This is a genomic window from Streptomyces sp. NPDC037288 (assembly GCF_055603265.1).
The window spans coordinates 24,711-43,700 of the sequence record NZ_JBVJVY010000032.1 but is presented as its reverse complement, the minus strand read 5'-3'; the positions used below and the strand labels follow the sequence as shown (position 1 = coordinate 43,700).

General features: G+C 66.4%; 11 protein-coding genes and 3 pseudogenes. 8 read left to right on the top strand and 6 right to left on the bottom strand.

Going from position 1 to position 18,990, the window contains the following annotated elements; translation table 11 throughout:
* The first annotated feature begins 75 nt into the window (after window positions 1-75).
* The gene (locus ACZ7GZ_RS29725; protein ID WP_471028863.1) at window positions 76-1,284 is read left to right on the top strand and encodes a L,D-transpeptidase; all 1,209 of its coding nucleotides are present in this window, start codon (window positions 76-78) and stop codon (window positions 1,282-1,284) included.
* Window positions 1,285-1,318: 34 nt separating this feature from the next.
* Here the strand turns inward: ACZ7GZ_RS29725 and ACZ7GZ_RS29720 are convergent.
* Window positions 1,319-1,519 (bottom strand): annotated as a pseudogene (locus ACZ7GZ_RS29720) (hypothetical protein); the annotation flags it as partial.
* Window positions 1,520-1,831: 312 nt separating this feature from the next.
* Here ACZ7GZ_RS29720 and ACZ7GZ_RS29715 point away from each other — a divergent pair.
* Entirely contained in the window at window positions 1,832-6,841 is a 5,010-nt protein-coding gene (locus tag ACZ7GZ_RS29715) for a hypothetical protein (protein ID WP_471028861.1), read from the top strand.
* A 10-nt stretch (window positions 6,842-6,851) separates the two neighbouring features.
* Here ACZ7GZ_RS29715 and ACZ7GZ_RS29710 read toward each other — a convergent pair whose 3' ends face one another.
* Window positions 6,852-7,274 (bottom strand): hypothetical protein, encoded by a 423-nt coding sequence (locus tag ACZ7GZ_RS29710; protein ID WP_471028860.1) that lies wholly within the window; start codon window positions 7,272-7,274, stop codon window positions 6,852-6,854.
* Between ACZ7GZ_RS29710 and ACZ7GZ_RS29705 the strand changes: the two genes are divergently transcribed.
* The 4 genes and pseudogenes from ACZ7GZ_RS29705 to ACZ7GZ_RS29690 all read left to right on the top strand — a co-directional run bounded on the left by ACZ7GZ_RS29705 (window position 7,264) and on the right by ACZ7GZ_RS29690 (window position 12,605).
* Window positions 7,264-8,883: a VMAP-C domain-containing protein gene (locus tag ACZ7GZ_RS29705; protein WP_471028859.1), complete on the top strand. Its 1,620-nt coding sequence runs from the start codon at window positions 7,264-7,266 to the stop codon at window positions 8,881-8,883. The genes ACZ7GZ_RS29710 and ACZ7GZ_RS29705 overlap by 11 nt on opposite strands.
* A 179-nt stretch (window positions 8,884-9,062) precedes the next feature.
* Complete coding sequence (locus ACZ7GZ_RS29700; protein WP_471028858.1) at window positions 9,063-10,349, top strand: SAV_2336 N-terminal domain-related protein; 1,287 nt, start codon at window positions 9,063-9,065, stop codon at window positions 10,347-10,349.
* Window positions 10,350-10,495: 146 nt separating this feature from the next.
* Window positions 10,496-10,754 (top strand): annotated as a pseudogene (locus ACZ7GZ_RS29695) (IS5/IS1182 family transposase); the annotation flags it as partial.
* Window positions 10,755-11,186: 432 nt separating this feature from the next.
* Window positions 11,187-12,605, top strand: a complete 1,419-nt coding sequence (locus ACZ7GZ_RS29690) for an aldehyde dehydrogenase family protein (RefSeq protein WP_471028857.1) — start codon at window positions 11,187-11,189, stop codon at window positions 12,603-12,605.
* Between the two features lie 155 nt (window positions 12,606-12,760).
* On the opposite strand, the gene ACZ7GZ_RS29685 is transcribed toward ACZ7GZ_RS29690, so the two are convergent.
* Together ACZ7GZ_RS29685 and ACZ7GZ_RS29680 are read right to left on the bottom strand one after the other, a co-directional pair.
* Window positions 12,761-14,410 (bottom strand): RICIN domain-containing protein, encoded by a 1,650-nt coding sequence (locus ACZ7GZ_RS29685; RefSeq protein ID WP_471028855.1) that lies wholly within the window; start codon window positions 14,408-14,410, stop codon window positions 12,761-12,763.
* A 657-nt stretch (window positions 14,411-15,067) separates the two neighbouring features.
* The gene (locus tag ACZ7GZ_RS29680) at window positions 15,068-15,631 is read right to left on the bottom strand and encodes a dihydrofolate reductase family protein (RefSeq protein ID WP_471028854.1); all 564 of its coding nucleotides are present in this window, start codon (window positions 15,629-15,631) and stop codon (window positions 15,068-15,070) included.
* An 18-nt stretch (window positions 15,632-15,649) separates the two neighbouring features.
* Here ACZ7GZ_RS29680 and ACZ7GZ_RS29675 point away from each other — a divergent pair.
* A pseudogene (locus ACZ7GZ_RS29675) lies at window positions 15,650-15,781 on the top strand (IS630 family transposase); the annotation flags it as partial.
* A 37-nt stretch (window positions 15,782-15,818) separates the two neighbouring features.
* A complete protein-coding gene (locus tag ACZ7GZ_RS29670) occupies window positions 15,819-16,433 on the top strand; it encodes a hypothetical protein (protein ID WP_471028948.1) in 615 nt (204 codons plus the stop codon).
* Window positions 16,434-16,710: 277 nt separating this feature from the next.
* Here ACZ7GZ_RS29670 and ACZ7GZ_RS29665 read toward each other — a convergent pair whose 3' ends face one another.
* Together ACZ7GZ_RS29665 and ACZ7GZ_RS29660 are read right to left on the bottom strand one after the other, a co-directional pair.
* Window positions 16,711-17,970 carry a protein kinase domain-containing protein gene (locus ACZ7GZ_RS29665; RefSeq protein ID WP_471028852.1) on the bottom strand — a complete coding sequence of 420 codons (1,260 nt, stop codon included), beginning with the start codon at window positions 17,968-17,970 and terminating at the stop codon, window positions 16,711-16,713.
* 479 nt (window positions 17,971-18,449) lie between these two features.
* Window positions 18,450-18,974, bottom strand: coding sequence for a hypothetical protein (locus ACZ7GZ_RS29660; protein WP_471028850.1), 525 nt, complete (start codon window positions 18,972-18,974; stop codon window positions 18,450-18,452).
* Between the last annotated feature and the right edge of the window lie 16 nt (window positions 18,975-18,990).

Sequence of the window (18,990 nt, the reverse complement as noted above, 5' to 3'; positions counted from 1 at the left end):
CCAGCTCCAGGGATTCAACGATCAGTAGCATGGGAGAAGCGTTTGATCACGGCAGGTAAGCGACGCACCGGGCTGATGGCTACAGTCGGCGTACTGGGCGGTGTCTTCACCGTCACCACCCTCGCCGGTACCAGCAACGCTGCCACCGGCGGCAACGACACCGGGGATCACCCGAAACCGCCGGCACAGGTACAGCAAACGGGCGCCCAGGACGCTTCCGACGCCCGAATAAAGATCACGCCCGGGCAAGGCGCCTACAACGTCGGGATCAACGGCCCCGTCAAGGTCACCGTCAGCGACGGCAAGCTCACCAAGGTGACCATGACCGCCGTCGCGACCGGTGCCGAGATTCCGGGCACCCTGTCCGCGGACGGCACGTCTTGGAGGCCGGACGGCCGGCTGGAGCGGGCCACCAGGTATCAGGTCGCCGCAGAGGCCGCGGACGCCAGGGGCCGCTCCGTCACCGCGAACGCCACGATCACCACGGTCTCCCCGGCCAACGACTTCATCGGGCACCTGTCCCCCGAGGACGGCTCGACCGTCGGCGTGGGCATGCCGGTGACGGTCGACTTCGACAAGGCGATCGGCGACAAGGCCGCCGTGGAGTCGAGGATCCAGGTCACCTCCAGCAGCGGCCAGCGGGTCGCCGGTCACTGGCTCGACGACAACCGCCTGGACTTCCGCCCCGAGAACTACTGGAAGCCCGGCTCCACCGTCACCGTCAGGCTCACCCTCCACGGCGTCGAGAAGACGGTCACGTTCAAGATCGGCCGGAGCCAGATCAGCACCGTCGACGCCAGGACGAAGCAGATGACCGTCGTACGGGACGGCAAGACGATCAGGACCATCCCGGTCTCGTCCGGCAGCCCCGAGCACCCGACGTACAACGGCCAGATGGTCATCTCCGAGAAGTTCCGGCAGATCCACATGAACGGCGCGAGCGTCGGCCTCACGCAGAAGGACGGCAAGCCCGCGTACGACATCGAGAACGTGCCGCACGCCATGCGCCTGACCGCGTCGGGCACGTTCATCCACGGCAACTACTGGGGTGCCGACCAGGTCTTCGGCAGGGTCAACACCAGCCACGGCTGCGTGGGCCTGAAGGACGTCAGGGGCGGCGGCGACGTCAGGCAGCCCGCCGCGTGGTTCTTCGACAACTCGATGATCGGTGACGTCGTGATCGTCAAGAACTCCGCGGACAAGACCAGGCTGGCCCCGGACAACGGCCTCAGCGACTGGAACATGCCGTGGGCCGAGTGGGTCTCGGGCGGCGCGACCGGCTGACGCCACGCCACGCCTCTCGCCACGCGCGCGACCCTCACCGTCCCGGCATGGCGCGGCCCACCCCATCCGTCACGGGTGGTGTCCCCGCCGCGTGGCGTAGGCCGTCAGCATCTGTGCGGGGTATCCGGTACGGCACACACTGGCGAAGCGGTCCCTCGGACACGCTCGGATCCCCGAAGTCGCCGGACGGATCCCGGGTCATGCCGATCCGGCGCATCACTGCCTGGGAACGAAGGCACGGCCGATGAACTCACCGGTCTCCCGTGTTTCGAGCGCCCACCACCCGCTCTGGCATGCCACCCAGCCAACCCGATCAAGACCAGGGTCTCGATCGGTTATGTCGAACCCTAGGTGTTCTGTCCGGGGAGTCTCGGCTGAGGAATCTTGAACAGGTGAGGGCCAGGCATTCAGTGATCTTTTAAGGTGCTGAAACCGAGACCGTACAACGAGCTGATGCCGTTCGTTTCTGGCGCTACACTCACCCCCGGCAAGGCGGGGTTGCGATGCCACCCGAGGGGAAGTGGCAGGTGGCTCCCTGGGGGGTTCCATGCTCAAAGTCCATTTCACCGAGGCGTGCGGCATCACCGCTGAACAGCAGGATGTCATTGGGCAAGCGTTATCCGACGTCGCAGTGAACTCGAACAAAGGTGCAATACCCGGTCGCTGGTCGTGCGACATACACACGGTGAATGTGCTGAAGTGCCTCGGCGGGGGCCGGAGCGGGTCGCAGGTTCTGGAGATCGAAGCGGTCGCGGGCAACAAACCGACATTGCTGGTCGCGAAGATGATGCGCTTCGGTGAGGCCTTCGACGAGTGGTCGTCGTATCTCAAGGCCGTGGAGGACGACCAGGACCGGTACGCGTTGTATGTGCGGATCGAGGCAGTCAGCCGCTACATACTGGACGGCGGGGACGCGGGGTTCCCTCTGCATGCTGTCATCTACCAGCACGTCAGAGAGCGGGACCCCCGGCGCCGAGGACAGTTGCGCTCCTTCGAGGACATCGCTGCCGCCATGGTGGCCGGCGACGTACCCCGGGGGGACGGGGAGGATCTGGTCGCCGACATGATGGACACGTTGGCGCATCAGCTGTATGGCGAGGTCGGCCTGACAAGTGCGCACGGCCTGGGTGAGGAAAACCTGCGCTTGGGGGTCGATCTGACCCTCGAGGTGGATGGGATCGAGCAGGCAGCGGGGAACCTGAAGCTGCTGTACGGCCGTCCCAGCCGCAATGATCTGGAAAAGCACAAGGCCTTCCAGAAGACGGTGCTCGATGCTTCGGCTGTTCCCTCTCAAGCCTCTGAGACCCTCCGCGCTGGGGGCCGGGCACGTGTGTGGCTCACCCAGTGCGCATTCGACGGCGTGACTCTTGCCGGGCGGCAGGGATCGACGGCCGTGAAGGTGGAGCTGACCGGGGAGGCCGCCGAGGACCCTTCACCGCTGCGGCGAAACTTGGAGGCGAGCGCCGACGTTGAGGTGTTCGGCCGGGTGAAGGTGAAACGTCCGGAGGCCTGGTCCGTACTGATGCGTGACCGCCTTGGGCGCAAGTACGAGGACTTCACCGAAGAGGCAGGCCACGTTTCCTGCCAGGGGGTGCGGGTGCATCATCCAGCCCGGTCTCTGCGCGAGGTGCTCAATGGGGATGCCATGGAGCGCGCCAGCTCGCACGTGCACGGGGATCTCAACCCGCGCAACATCCTGTTCTGCGAGGCCAACCCGTATTTGATCGACTATGCATCGTACCGGTCCGAGGGACGCACTCTTGCCGACATCGCCTGGCTCGAGGTGTGTCTGCTCCGCGACGTCTGCGGTCCGGTTTTGGACTGGGTCGATCTGGCAAGGGTCGCGCGCTCTTTGCACCTCCTCTCTCGGCTGCTGGAGATATGGCCGCATGAAGAGGTCTGCGAAGCCGCCACGCGGATTGCCACCGCTATGCCCTCCAAGCAAGCCGGGAACAGTCTGGCGCTGCTGTGGCAGATCCGCTTCGGAGCATGGAAGATCACTCAAGAGCAGTTAGGGGCCGGTTGGGCCCAGCAGTACCTGCAAGAGCTCACTCTGGCCGCGTGCCGCACCTTCAAGTGGACCGAGGAAAACGCAACCGCCGCGGTGGCGGCATCAGCGATTGCTGCGGGGACTGCCTCGGAGTGCCTCTCCCCTGGTCAGCGGGGAGCTCTTGAGCAGTGGGAACCGGAACAGGCACGACTGGCGTGCGAACTCTTCGCATGCCAGAAGGAACTGAGAAGCTGGGACGACATCGACCTTCTCCTCAGCGCTGCTGCGCGTGGGCTGTCGGCCACGTCCGGCAGCCCTGAGCATCAACTGGCGAACTTGCTGTTCGCCGGCCCTCTGCGGGGCGTCATCGAGTCGCTGGAGCGTGAATGCAAGGACCAGCGGCCGGCCGGCTCCCAGGGTCTGGGAGGCTCGTCCTACATCAGTCTGGAAGGCCGGACCCTGGCGTCCGGTGAACGGCTGGTCCTCCAGGGAGAAGGCGCCCTGAGTCTGGCCCAGCGTGATGTGCTGCAGTTGCTGGGCGAACAGGACGTCGCAGTGCTGCTGGCGGACTCCGGTTCGGGCAAGTCGCTCGTGATGCGGGAGTTCCGACTTCGGCTGTTTCGGTCTTTGCTCAGGGGCGGTTCGGCGTCCGGGCCCGGCAGATCCGGACGCAGGCAGATGCCGCTGGCTGTCAGTGCGCTACAGCTGAGCCACCGTCTCCGCTCGGCGCCGGGAGAGTCCGCCGGGACGATTCTGCGTGAGTTGTCCGGGTTACCTGAGGAGATATCCGAGGAGCGGTTCAGCCAGCTCATGCATATGGGCGCGGTCCACCTGACCGTGGATGATCTGCACAAGGTCGAGGCAGGTCACCGGGCGAGCGTGATGCTCTGGCTCAAAAAACTCCACAAGGCCGAGCCGCGCCTGGGCCTGATCGTCTGCCAGCGCAGCCTCGACTACCAGCCCGAGCAGTGGGGATGGCCAGCGGTCGTCATCCACAAGGTCCGGGCCCAGCCGGCCCGCGTCTTCATCGAGGAGGAGCTCCGCCGGCACCTGGGCACAGACTGGCAGGCCCATTTCAAGATCATCGAGGATCGGCTGTTCAAGGACCCCGAGGCGGTGGCGCTAAGGGATTTGGCGGGCAAGCCCCTGTTCCTGAGCATGCTCGTGCGTCATTACCGCGAGCAGCGAGAGGTTCCCCGTAATCCCGGCTTCCTGGTGCACAAGTACCTGACGCGCCTGTTCAGCGGGCCTCGAGAGGACCGCTCTTTCGGGGACTTCGACCCTGTCGACCTGTTGAAAGCCATCGTCCGGCGAAGCGGCAGCCTGAGCGGGCTGAGCCGCCATGAAGTTCTGGAAGTGTTTGCGGCACTCAACTGCTCGGATCCCACGGCGCTGCTGCGCAGTCTGCTCAACACCAGCGCAGTGCTGGAAGAGTCCGGCACCATCACGTTCTGTAACCCACTGGTTCAGACGTTCTGCGCCGCGCTGGTGCTTGCTGACGACGCCAGAACCGATCTGGACGGAGTCTTGAACCGTATCGTCACCTTCGACTGGCGCGAAGGCGCGGTGCTGCTGGCAGCCGACCCGGGCGCCGACGGCGATGTCCTGACGGCCCTGTTGAGACGGGCCAGCGAGGTCAACGCATGGTACGCCGCTTTGATGTTGCAAGCAGTCCCCGACCCCCTGCCCGAGCAGCTCATGACCATCCGGCAGGACTTCCTCGAGGAACAGCAACGTGTCCTCATGTCGGCCAGCAGCGGTCGGCCTGCCTGGCGTCAGTCCGCCTATGCTCTGGCGCGGTTCGGGTCACCCGAGGCCCTGAACCTGTTGGCCGGGGTGGCCCTGTCGGTGCAGAGTCCTACGGAAGCCGTCGAGGCAGCCCTGGACGGGCTCGTCATGATGCACCGGTGGTTCGTGCCCGGGGCCACGCAGAAACTCACGTCCGTCCTGCAGGAGCTCCTCGAGCCGGCGGGCAAGACGACCATGTGCGCCTCGATCACGGTGAGAGCTCTGCGCTGCGTGCGCAGCGCGGAGCTGACGGAGCTGAGCGCCTATGTCGTTGCCCATCTGTGCGGCGGTACATGGCCCGTCACGTCGCAGGCATGGCAGACCCTCGCTGATCTCAAGGTGGCGCCCACCCGCTCAGCCATGGCCCTGTACGGAGAGGCTTGCCGGGATCGTTTGACGCAGATCGCACAGGAGTTGTCGGTGGCGTCGGCAACCGACGCAGCCATGTCCCTCAATGAAGAGCGCTTGGACCTGCTGCGGTTCCTGGCGTCACAGGGCGACATCGAGACGCAGCTGACGCATCGGTTCAAGGCCGGCCTGGCGCAACACCATGAATGGCAGCAGCTGATGCAGGTCGCCGCGGAAGCGCGCCGGAAGCAAGACGAGCCCGATCTGCTGGCGTCCGCCTTGCTCGATGCCGGGGAGCCGAGCTACTGGCGTCAGCGGCTCGCGGATCCGGAAAAGACCTGGGCTGCTGTCGCGGCCCACCACCTCATGTCCAACGACGACAGCGTCGACTTGCCCGTGTTGGTGCAGATGAGCGGAGAAGCGGACGCGGAACGGCTGTCGATCATCGCAGCCCTCGCGCACTACCTGCCTTCCGCCGACGGTCTGAGCTCTGTCCTGGCTCCTCATCTCCCGGAGCTGACCGGCGACAAGGTCGAGCCTCTGGCCTGCCTGGTCTCGGCAGCCCTGTCCTTGGACCAGCGACAGGGACGGCGATTGGCGTTGCAGGTTCACCGCGCCCTTGTTGCTGGTGACCTGCGGGAGGAAGCGTTGCATTGGCCGTGGTGCACCATATGGCGGCGCAGCTTGCCCGTGCGAGCCGAGATCGGCGCGTTTCTTGAGGACAGCGACGAGGTCGAGATGCTCGTTTCCCTGCTGGGAAGCGCTGACGTCCTCCTCGACGCCCCGAAGACGCCCCGGATCTACCTCAGCCAGAGTATGCGCGGGCAACTCGCGGCCTTACAACCGGATCGTTGCGACGGTATGCATGCGCACGAATTCGTACTTCTGGCTGCGAGTGCCGGCCTGGTTGAGGCGCTGCCCTTTGTTCACGCGGTGGCAACCAGCCAGGCCAACCTCAGCAAGGTGATCACTCATTCGCATGGGACTCATGGGTTGGTGGAGGTTTCCATGGCGGCCCATGCTCTCACCGCCATCGGCTACCTCGAACGCCTGGCTGCGGAAGACCCCGAGTCGCACGGTTTTCAAGGGCAGTATCTCCCAGAGCTGCGTCGCATGGTCACGGACACCGAGCCACGTCATGTCAGTGTACAAAGGGCCTGCAACGTGGGACTGGCCTACTGGGGTGAATGGCGTCCCCTGCTTTTGACACTCACATTGACTGACGACCCCGTGCTGGTAAAAGCTGCTCACAACATCGTCAGCCACTGGCTGCCTGGCCCGCGAGAAAGTTCGGCGGAAGCCGTGTTCACTGAGATTGCCCGTTGGATCGGCGAGTCGCTTGAGGACCTGAATCTCTCACCGTCCCGTAGGGCCGTGCTGGTCGGGTTGAGGGACGCGACCGGGAACAAACTGAGGCGTTATGTGCACTGACCGCCCGGGGTCAAAGGCCCATCTCCCGTTTGGCCACCACGACGAGTTGCCGCCGAGCCGCCGACGTTCTCTCCAGAGCTTGCTGCCGTTGGTCCACATCGGCCCGCGAGAGCTCCTTGTGGCAGCGCATCAGTTGCTCACCCGCCTTCAGCACGTCGTCCGATCCCAACAAGCGCAGCCGTGTGAGTTGCGTGCGCATAGTGGCGTAGACACGGCTCAACGCCTGCCCCTCGAGTGCCTGGTCAGCCGGCCAGTCTCGTACAGCGTCGGAGTAGGACCAGCTGGCCTCCAGGAAGCCGACGAACGCCTCCGTAAGAGCGTCCCTCGCCCATCTCCGGTGCTCCCGACGCTCGCTGACGACGGTGGTCACAACCAAAGTCGCCAGACTGGTCACCGCAGCGAACCAGGCCGCGTATGCACTGATGTCCCCCACGGTCACATCGTGCCTCAGGCGTCATGCATGCGCCGTCGCTTTAAGCCGGTTTTGCACCCATCGCGCAAAAGTTCAGCTCATTTTCGTCTTGGCCTGCCCCCCTGTCCGGGTGGACAGTCTTGGCAGCAGGACCCGGCGACGTGCGGCGTCAACGGTCAGCTATCGGGGGGTTGTGACAATGACATCGTCTGATGCGCATCCGGAGACACTCGCAGGCAGAGCTGCGCCCCCCTCGTGGCAGCGCGATCTGTACAACCTTCTGTACGCCGCGCCGTCACTGGCGACCACGACGTCACGGCAGATGGTGGACGCCTTCCTGCCCGCGGTGCTGCGGCACTCGGGTCCCATCGCAAGTCTGCCGCGTGATCAATTCGTCGCCGAGCTGATCAACTTGTGCGCAGACTGTCCTGAGAACGCTGAGGCCCTGATCGAGGTGCTCTCCTCGCTCGAGGGGGACACCCTGCCGGTCCGGCAGTTGCGCATGCTGTGTGACCAGCATCTGGCTCAGACGCGCTTCCCGGAAGCAGATTTCAATCGTCTGCGTTGCCTGGTCGAAAGGGTGGACGTCGAGGACGTCCAGGAGCTTGCGACGGCGTCCATGGATCCGCTGCCCTCCCCCTTGCCGGCCCATTGCACTGACGCCTGGAGCATCCTTCTCCATTTACTCCGTCGCAACATTCCTCTCCGTGGCCTTCCTCCGTTCATGTCGTTCCTGGAATACTTCGCCGCCGTTGCCCCTGACGCCGAGGCCAGCGCAATCCGGAACTGGAATCAGGAGCTCGCACGGAAGAGTAGCCGCATCCCGCAACTGGAGGAGTGCCGCCGCCGAGCAGGGGCAGCGCTGGGACGGACGGCAGCAGAAGGCGAGCGGCGTCTGATGTTCGTGCTGATGCCCGATGGCCTGGAAGACGATTTCTATATTCTGGTGCTTTGGCGCACAGACAGCCCCAGCCATCGCCCGGCCCAGCGTGAGAGCGGGGTGCGGCTACGCAAGGACGAGATCGGCCGGCATGTGGGTGAGCGCCTCGCCGCAGCGCTGCACACGGCCAAGAGCCGCCGCCCGAAGCTGAACGTGGAGTTGTGGCTGCCCTTGGCCCTGATCAACGAGCCGGTGTGGGACTGGTGCCGCTCCGGCCAGTCATCACCCGAGTCGGCCGGTGACGACTTCACCCTGGTGGTACGCAGTCTCGACCGTTCGCAGTCCCCTGAATGGACGACGTCACTGCACCGCCACTGGGGCACCACTTCCGGCACGAAAGCGTCAGACAAGGAACTTTCTGTCACACGGAAAGCTGCAGGATTCCATTGTGTGGTCCTCAGCGAGCCGCCCGATTACCGGCAAGGTAAACGAGAGCTCATGGACGCCTTTGACGGTGGAATTCCAGCGATCGTCTGGCACCGCTTCGGCTGCTCCCCGGACATCCGGAGCAGAGTACAGGATGTCGTTGCCGCCTGTTCGCATGAGGAACTGCCCTTGCGTATCGGGAAACTGCAGCGGGAGGCAGGGGCGCGACGTGAGGATCAGGTCATCCTGCTCTGGGAGAGCCCGGACCACTCCCTGCCCGCCCTCACTCCCCTGGTGACGCCCGATGAGGCCGCGTCACCGTGACTCACTCCCTTGACCGGTCCTGGCACATCACGGCCGCCCCGACCGAAGTACCCGCTGCCGACCCACTTCCGAGCGGCCACAAGCCGGCGTTCAATCTGCCGCCCGCCTCCTGGCCCTGGCTGCCGGCCTACGGAGCCGAGGCGTGCGCCGACGCTCTGCGACGTCTGCGCCCTCGCACTGTGGCCGACCGCGTACCAGCGCACAACAGTTTCGACTTACCGAGCGAGCCCAACTGGCCACCGCCCCACGCGAACGGCGATACAGCGGCGCAGGAGCTGATCCTCCTCGTCGAAACAGGCGGTTCGATGTCGGTCTGGTACCCCACCATCGACCGCCTCAGGGCCTGCGCGCTTGCACTCGAGTCGTTCACCGACGTACGCATCCGGGAAATAGCGCCTCCTGCCCCAGACGCCCCAGGTCTGGACCCGAAGACCTGGCAGGGCCTGGGCCTCGAGATCTCCACTCCGCCACAGCATCGCAAGATCGTTTTCATCGTCACCGACGGAGTGGGCCCACTGTGGCGCCGCAACATGCTCTGGCACGACATCCAGTCCTGGTCCCAGCATCACACCGTCGCCGTACTCAACGTACTCCCGCACGAGAACTGGCGGCGTTCGGCACTGTCGACGCGCGCATGCCAGCTCAAGGCGACGAAGCCGGTGTGCGCCAACACCGACCTGGTCGAGGTACCCGCACCAGACCTTGTTGTCGGCGGGCGCACCTGTGAAGCGGCCAATGCGACGTCGGGCACCGCCTCTTGTTCTTCCCGGCCCGTCCCCGTCCTGGAACTGCACAGGGAATGGCTGGGTAAGTGGGTCCACCTCATGACATCCGCGATCCCGGTGCAACAGCACGTGCTTCAGCCGTCGCGTCCGTCCGCCGCACAGCAGCCTCACCTGCCTGCCCCCGCCCTCGCCGGCGATGACGCCGCGACGCAGAAGGTGGCGAACTTCCGCACGTCTGCAGTGCCCAATGCCTTCGAGCTGGCCGTGGCCCTCGCCGCTGCACCACTGAACCGGCACCTCATACAAGCCGTCGCCGCCGAGATTCTCCCGTGGTCCACCCCGCATGATCTCTCGGCCATCTTCACCAGCGGCTTGCTCGTCAATCGCGGTACCCACCTCATTCACCGCGACCGGTTCGACGAAATGGTCTTCGACTTCAGCCCCGGCGTGAGACAGATACTGCTTGCGCAAGGGGATGTGAGCCAGACACGCGCCGTGATCCGCCTCCTCGACAAATGTCTCGGGCCTCATGTTGACGCAGTCAGAGGCATCACCGAACGCCTCCAGAACCCAACGGCCGCGCGCTTTCCGGGGATCGACAAGCAGACGTTGCCTTACCTGCGCATTGAACGAGATGTCCTGGCCACGTTCGGCATGACACCCGACTCACCACACCGCCGGGCCTCCGACAATCTCAGCGACCGGATCCGTTCGTACGAGGCTGCTCACCCTCCGTACTGACAGCCCACCTCAGAAGACCGGACCAGCCGGGAGACGTCCCGGGACCTGTGACGGCCTCCGCCGAACCGAACCCGTCACAACGTGCTGCACACCAGGATTCAGTGGGAGTACCCGCCGAAGCAGCCGGGCTTCGGGTCGGGCATGACCTGCCGGTGGAACTCGACGCCGTCTCACGACCGGACCGGCCCCGTTGCGTGGTCTACTCCTCGCACGGAAGAGCCCTGGAAGGAGGCGGCACACGGGCCGGTCGACCGGGGCCAGGCCGGCTCGAAGCACCACTTGGTCACCGACGGTCCACGACACCCCGCTCGCGGTACTGCTGACCGGCGGAAACCGCAACGACGTCACCCCGCTACTGCCACTGCCAGACGGGCAAGTCCTTGCCGGTGCGGGCGTCGTGGGCGAGCGCACCCTTGTCGGTCGTGCCGTAGACACGGCCATGCCAGGCCGTGGTGGTTTCGGGAGCGAAACGTCGGCTTGCTCGTCCGGCAGTTGCGCGTTGTCGTAGTCCTTGCCGCCGACGCGGAGTTGCGTGGGCCGGCCGGGTCTTCGCCCGAGTTCGAACGAGAGCCACTACCGTTCCCGGGCACTCGAATCTGCGGCTGAAGGCTGAACCGAGCGCCGAGCTGTCGAACCGCCCAGCGGGACCGGTCCAGGTGCCGAGGCCGCGCTGAGTTCAGCGCGCTGTGAACGACTACCGGAGCGATCCGTCTCATTGCGTTAGCCGCTGCAAGCTCGCCGGCCACTGGAGGCTGGATTTCTACGTTCTACCTGGCATCCCTCCAGTTTCACGGCTAATTTTCCCCCACTGCCCATGACATATGAAGGAGCACGCTTGTGATGGCCCGCAACGAGGTGTTCATCGGAGGGCACTGGCAACCTGCGGTCGGGACGGATGCCATTGATGTCGTCAACCCAGCCGACGAGCAGGTTATCGGGACCGTTCCGGCTGGCTCCGCCGCGGACGTTGATGCCGCAGTCAACGCGGCTCGTTCAGCGCTGCCGGGATGGGCGGCCACCGCACCCACCCGCCGTGCCGAGCTACTGACTGCACTGTCTGACGAACTCGCCGTCTGCCAGGACGAGATGGCTTCACTCATCACAGCCGAGGTAGGCACCCCGATCGGTTTCTCTCGCAGAGTACAGGCGGGACTGCCGGTCACCACGACACGCCTGCATGCCAAGCTCCTGGCCGACTTCGCCTTCGAAGAGCGGGTCGGTAACTCGCTCGTCCTGCTCGAGCCCGTCGGAGTCGTTGGCGCGATCACTCCGTGGAATTACCCGCTGCACCAAATCGTCTGCAAGGTTGTTCCCGCCCTTGCCGCAGGCTGCACGGTGGTCCTCAAACCTGCCGAGCTGACCCCGCTGTCGGCCCGATTGTTTGCGAAGTGCGTATCAGCCGCAGGTCTCCCCGCGGGAGTATTCAACCTCGTCACCGGCAGGGGAACCGAAGCTGGGGAAGCGCTGGTACGCCACCCCGGCGTGGACATGATCTCGTTCACGGGTTCTACGGCTGTCGGCAAACGCATCGGTTCTGTTGCCGGCGGTGCTCTGAAGCGTGTCGCCCTCGAGCTCGGCGGCAAGTCCGCCAACGTCGTCCTGCCGGGAGCGGACCTCGCGCAGGCTGTCCGTGCCAATGTCGCCGACGTCATGCGCAACGCAGGGCAGTCATGCAACGCTCTGACGCGTACGCTGGTCCACACCGGCGACTACGAAGACGCGGTCCGGATCGCCGTCGAGGAGATTGCTGCCTTTGTTCCCGGTGACCCGGCCGATCCCGGCTGCCGCCTGGGCCCGGTGGTGAGCAGCGCCCAGCGGGAGAAGGTCCGCGACCACATCCGTCGGGGCCTGGCCGAGGGCGCCCGTCTTGTCGCGGGCGGCCCTGAGGTCCCCGACGGACACGACAAGGGCTACTACATCCGTCCCACGGTCTTCGCTGACGTCACCGCCGAGATGAGCATTGCCCGCGAGGAGATCTTCGGCCCCGTGCTCTCGTTCATGAGGTACGAGGACGAGGAGGATGCCCTGCGCATCGCCAATGACTCCGACTACGGCCTCGCAGGATCCGTCTGGGGGGCCGATGAGAAGCAGGCAGTCACTTTCGCGCGCTCGATGGCGTGTGGCCAAGTGACGGTTAACGGCGGCGCTTACAACCCCCTTGCGCCCTTCGGAGGCTACAAGCAGTCAGGCGTCGGCCGAGAACTCGGCGAACACGGCCTCATGGAATTCTTGCAGACCAAGTCGCTCCAGCTCTGACCTCCTTCAGTCAAGGCCGCCTGCCTTGCACGCCGGCCACGATGCCCAGCACGGTGGTGGGGGGCAGGCGGTTCCCTGGAACCCGGGCCGTCAGGGCCACACCGCCGAACGTGTCGCCCGCGGTGAAGGACCTGGACGCGATGCGGGCCACGGGATCAGCGGGGGATCTGCTCCCAGCCCTCGTCAGGCTTGCCGTCGCACCGGTACTGGATCAGCTGGGTGCCCTTCGTCGCGGTGGCGCCGAGCCCGAGGCACTTGCCCGAGTAGACGTTCCGCAGCGTCTTCGCGGAAGCGTCGTACCACCACTTCTCATCGACGGCGCTGTCGCCGCACGTGTACTGGATGACGCCCGCGCCATCGCCGAGCTGCGAGGCGACGCCCATGCACTTGCCCGAGTACTCGTTGCGCACGCGATAGGCGGTCTCGCCGTCCGCGTCCGTGGTCCTTTCGAACACCCACCGCTCGTCCCGCGCGTTGGTGCAGCCCCACTGGATGACGGGCGCGGCGTTTTCGGTCTTGCTGCCGCCGCCTGCGCACAGGACGCTGTAGGTATTGCGCAGGTAGACGCTGTGGTCGGCGGCCGTGGGCACGAGGGAGAACACGGAGCGGTCGCCGGAGACCTCGTTGAGGCCCCAGAGACGACCGGACTGGGGGGAGTACGACAGGTTCTGCGTGTACTTCGGCGACCTGGTCAGGACCGTTCCGACCTTCCCTGGTTCGGCCCGGTAGATGCACGAGTAGCTGTTGGCGGGGTCGTTCTCTCCCATGTACCCCTTGGGGCACTCGGCGGCCAGGTAGTAGGAGGTCCCGTCGGTGGCCACGCCCTGCAACTGCTGAACGGGCGCCTTGAAGCCGCCGTCGGCGGTGGAGGTGCCCACGGTGTCGCCGTTGTCCGCCTTCGGCAGGGCGGTGGACGAGTTCAGCGGCCAGCGCGCCAGGTGGGCCACCGGGCCGTGCTTGTCCTGGTAGTACTCGCCGGACACGAGGTGGTCGACCCCGTTGCTGCGGTCGAGGCTGAGCGAGCTCAGGCAGGCCCGGCCCGCCTGGTGCGGAGCGGGGCAGGCTCCCGGCTTGTCGGCCTGGGCGATGGTGTACAAGCCCACCATGGGCAGCGCCCATTGGTGGTACCTGGCCGACGAGACGCCGTTGTCGATGCCGACCCGCTCGGAGACCTGCTTCATCTTCCAGATGTGCTGGAAGTCGTAGACCTGGAGCTGGTTGCCGTTGGCGATGAACAGCTTGTTGCCGTACCAGACCGCACCGTCGGCATGCGTCTGGTTCATGGCCGCGAAGCCCGCGTTGGCTCCGTCGCCGGTCGGCTGCACCAGCAGGACGTGGCCGTAAGTCCACTGCTGACCGGTCGAGTTGACGAGGGAGATCCGGGCGAAGTCGTTGTTGTCGTAGTGCCAGGACGCCACGTACAGATGGTGTCCGCCGACGGTCCCGCTGGGATCGGCGTCGTGGGACGCGGTGAGACCCTGCGGAGTCCAGCCGCCGGCGGACGAGTCGTCACGCTTGTCCCAGCAGAAGCCGTTGTACAGGAACGTGCCGTTGAGACCCGTGGTGTGGCACAGCGGACGTCCGGTGTGCTGGCCCGACAGGGCCACGTCGAGCGGTCCGACCTTGGTGACGGCACCGCTCTTCTCGACGGCGCGGATCGAGTCACCGTAGTTGTCGTAGTCGAGTTCGCGGTTGATGTTGAGCTTGTACTGACCGTACTCACTCTTCGGCGTGGGCGTCAGCGGGCCCGCCATGGTGTCGGGTTCGGCCGCCGCGGGAGGCGCCGCGGTAAGGGTGAGCGCCATCACGGCGGCGGAGAGCAGTGCGGCCAGAAGCGCACGTATCCGAGCCGGCCTTCCGATCCTCTTTGTCGCATGTGTTGTCACATGAGGCAACGTTACTTTTCCTGTTCATGACCACAAGCAGGACCACCGCGTGTCGCACGACAGACGGCATGAGCACCCGTGAGTGCTCGTGAGGCGGCTGGGACCCGCACCAGCTGTTTTGGTGGCGCTTCTCGCCTGCGATGTTGCCGAAGGAACGGACATGTACCCCGTTCGCGTTCGGCCGCATTCTGCCCGATCCGGCTCTGGTCGCCGTCAGGGCCGGCACGGGCGTCCGGCTGGCCGAGCGCCCTGCCGTTCGCTCCACGCCCCGACGGTACGGCTCCGGCGACTGGCGCTGGTGACCTATGGACGCCCTGCCCCGGGACCTGTTCGAGTGCAGCGCCCAGGTCCTCACCGCCTGGCGCCTCGGGCTCGCGATCGACCACGCACCCGCCCGCTTCTTCATCGTCAGCGACCCACACACGCCCACCACGGTGATTCACGGGCGGGGACAACACTCCAATCGCCGGACATGAAGGACCGATCCCGTGACCACCCTCCGCAGCGCCCCCCGGGGCCGCGGAAGGCCCGTCACCGGGCTGCCGCAGGGTGCACGGCGAACTCGCCACTCTTCGGCTAGCGCGCCACGCGGTAGCGGAGGTAGACGACTCTCGAGCTGAAGGTGCGGGTCTGGAGGAGTTCGAGATCCACCCGGCGCTCGTGCTGGGGGAAGAAGGGAACGCCACCTCCGACCAGCACCGGGTAGACCCTGGCCCGGTACTCGTCGATCAGACCCAGCGCGGCCGCCTCGGCGGCGAGAGTCGCGCCGCCGATCGCGATGTCGCGCTCCCCCGGCTCGGCTCGCAGCCGCTCGATCTCCTCCGCCAGGTCGCCGGAGGCCAGGCGGGCATTGCCCTGCACCGCCGAAAGCGTAGTGGAGAACACCACCTTGGGCAGCGACTTCCAGATCGCGGCAAACTCGAGCGTCGAGAAGTCGAGCGATGGATTCTGGTCGGCGGTCTCCCAATACAGCATCGTCTCGTAGAGCCGTCGCCCCAACAGATGGACGCCGACCTCTCGCACCTCGTCGGTGGCGAAGCGAAAGACCTCCTCGTCGGGCGCCGTCCAGTCGAAGCCGCCGTCCGGCCCCACGATGTAGCCGTCAAGCGAGACGCCCATCGAATAGGTCACGCTACGCATCAGAAGTCCTCCTCGGTCTGGATCACCTGCTACTTCCTGCCGGCCTATGCGCCCGACCTCAAACCCGTCGAGGGCATCTGGTCACTGCTGCGGCGCACCAGCCAGGCCAACACCGCTTTCAACGAACCCGACCACCTGGTGCGCGCCCTTCTTGAAGCAGCGACCGGCCGTCCGCAAGGCTGCCACCATGGGTTCCCCGAACTTCACCGCGCCACCGCCCGATCCCGAACCCCCCGCCGTCGACGCCTTCCTCTCCGCCGTAGACCACGCGATGAACAGCAACACCTTGTTGCTCACAGCACAGTGCGATGTAACCGTCGCAGCCGGGAACCGTCAGGATGTCCTGCACGCTTTCCTGCACAGTGCCCTGTTCGAGCGGCTGATGCGTGCCGCCGACGTGGACCGCAACTGGTACAACCTGCCGGACGAGTACGACAGTGAGTCCTTCGAGCATCCGCTCCTGCGTGAGGGCTTCCGAGCCACGGTCAGCCCACTCGACCATGCAGGCTTCCTGGCACGGCTGCGCTGGATGCTCTGCGAGGCGTTCAGCCCCTACGGCCACCACTACCCGACGGCGGACGCCGAGCGGCTGGTGCGCGGCTTCGCCAGGGAACTGCTCGGCGCAGACGGCCCGGCATGGTCCTTCGCCGCTGTCAGCCCCGATTTCCTGCGCTCCACCGGCTACTACAGCGGCGAGGAGCCGCAGCCGCCGGTGTACTTCGATGGCAGCGGTTCCGACACCGCCACGTTCATTTGCCGGGACCGTACCTTTCACCTGCTGCTGACGAACGGCTCGCCCTGAGAAGGAGTCATCTGGCCCCGACGCCCAGCAGCGCATGCCCCAGCCCGCGTCCGAGGCGTTCTCAGGTCCGGACAGCCCCCCAGAAGATCCACGTGTCGCTCCTCGACGAGCCGCCCGAGGTGACCGAGTCCGCCGCTGCCGCCCTTCTGTACCTCTTTCACGGATCAACGAGGCCCAGCGGGACAAGGACGCGGCGCAGAAGAAGCTCGACGCGTACCCCGCCGCCTTGGGGCGAGTTGACGGCTGACGATGCGGTGGTGGTGGCGCAGGGGGAGCTCTACCTCTGATGAGCTGTGTCGGCAGACAGAGTGACCCGCAGGATGGCGTGACGTGGCACCTCGCTGCCGGGCGAGGGTGTCTGCTCACATACTCGGCCGACGGGCGTGCCCGGCTGAGGGCACTCTCGGTGTCGGATGGGCTGGACGCGTACGCCGACTGCCTGGGCGCTCGATCGGGCTTCATTCATCGTCTCGCCGATCAGCGAGGGTGCCGCGACCCGGGGACGACTAAGGGCATGGGATCCGGTGATCACGTAGGTGCCCACGGCGGCCGCCAGCAGCACCGCCATCGCCTGGAGTGGCCGACGGATGCGCCGTCGGCGCACGGGGCGTTCTTCCAGCGGGTCCCGGGGCGGCGGTAGCCGGGTGTGCCGATCCGTCGCAGGTGGATCCGGCAGCGGCGAGGTGACCGACTTGGCACGGCCCGCCAGTACCTTCCCGATGGCGTCGCGCATCTCCTCGGCGGTCTGGTACCGGTCCGCACGGTCCTTGGCCAGCGCGCGCAGCACCAGGGTGTCATAGGCGGCAGGCAGCTGCGGGGCGTGGGCAGAGGGAGGCACCGGTGGTTCCGAGAGGTGCTTCATGGCCACGGCCAGCGGGGTGTCACCGGTGAACGGGGGGCGGCGGGTGAGCAGCTCGTACAGCAGGCAGCCGGTCGAGTACAGGTCGGTGCGGACGTCCACCTGCTCACCCCGGGCCTGTTCCGGCGAGAGGTACTCGACCGTACCCACCACCACCGAGGTGCGGGTGAGGGTCGTACCCGCCCGATCCACCGAGCGGGCGATGCCGAAATCCGCCACCTTCACCGTGCCCTCGCAGGAGAGCATGACGTTCGCCGGTTTGATGTCCCGGTGGACGATGCCGTGGCGGTGGGCGTGATCGAGCGCCTCCAGCACCCCGGCGGTGAGTTCCAGGGCGTGCTCGGGCCCGGCGATCCGTGCCTCGCGCACGAGTTGGAGCAGCGTGGTGCCGTTGACGTACTCCATCACGAGGTACGGCACGAGGTGGCCGTCGATCGTGTCCTCGCCCGCGTCGTAGACGGCGACGACGGACGGGTGGCCCAACAGGGCCGTCGAGACGACCTCACGACGGAAACGCGCCCAGTGTTCGGCATCGGCCGCCAGTTCCGGCCGGAGCGCCTTCACTGCGACCGGGCGGAACAGCAGCAGATCGTACGCCAGCCATACTTCGGCCATCCCCCCGTGCCCCAGGACCTGTTCCAGACGGTAGCGCCCGCCCAGACGACGTGAACGATCCACGGTGCTCCCCCTCGTTGCCGACTTCCGCGGAGGCACCGTAGGGGCGGTTCTTGTGGGATCTTTGTGATCCGCTCCGAGCCGTGCCTGCTCGGAGCCTGGGGTGCGGCGACGGTTCGACCACCACGTGCCTGCGCGCAGCCCACTGGGTGACGGTGGAGTGCATCCAGCCGACGACCTTCTTGTTGAACGTCACCGTCAGGACCCCGTCCTCCACCGCGCATGCTTGGCCAACAGGTTTGCCAGGCAGGTCAGTTGAGACTGCCGTGACTCCTACGGCAGCCTTTGGTAGGCCGGTTGGCCACATCGGCCCTTCACTTGGCCACTTCGGCACTCAGCGGCTGCACCTGGCTTCTGTGGCAGATCCGCACCGCACATCGGCGGGATGTCGGTGTCTCGACACGACTGTCGGTGATCCACAGGTGATGTGTCGGTTCCGGCTGGAACCCAGGATGACAAGCCGCTCCCTCAGGAGCGGCTTGTCATCCGTCGAGGACCAACGTGCCCTGCCACAGGACCCCGGGGGCGTGCGTGGACGGTGTCGCTCGGTTATGCCCGCTCGCACGCGGGCTCTCCCCGGTGACGGCGGCGCCGGGAACGGGCCCGGTGGCCGACGGAGCGGAGAAGGTCGGGCCGGGCGACGGCCCGGAGGGCAAGCCTCCGCCCGCGTGGTCCTTGCCGTGCGGCGCGACGGCGTAGCTGATCACGGCCCCCGCGACCGCCACCCCGACGAGCAACCCGGAGTACCCGATCCACTCCCTCCGCCGGGATCCGGGGCGCCCCTGCCGTACCGGGCCCCCGTCCGGGCCTCCGGAGCCGCTCGCCCGGGGCCCGGTGGTGCCGGAAGCGGGGTTCGCCCGGTCCGGGGCTCCGGCGTAGTAGTGGTAGTCGACGTACTGGTTGTTGCCCGCCTGGTGGGAAGTCGCCTGGCCGTGTGCAAAGGCCCGCATGTTCACGGACGGCTCGCCGCCGCCTGTCTCCTCCGCGCTCCCCCGACTGTCGGACATCGCGGCAACTGCCCCG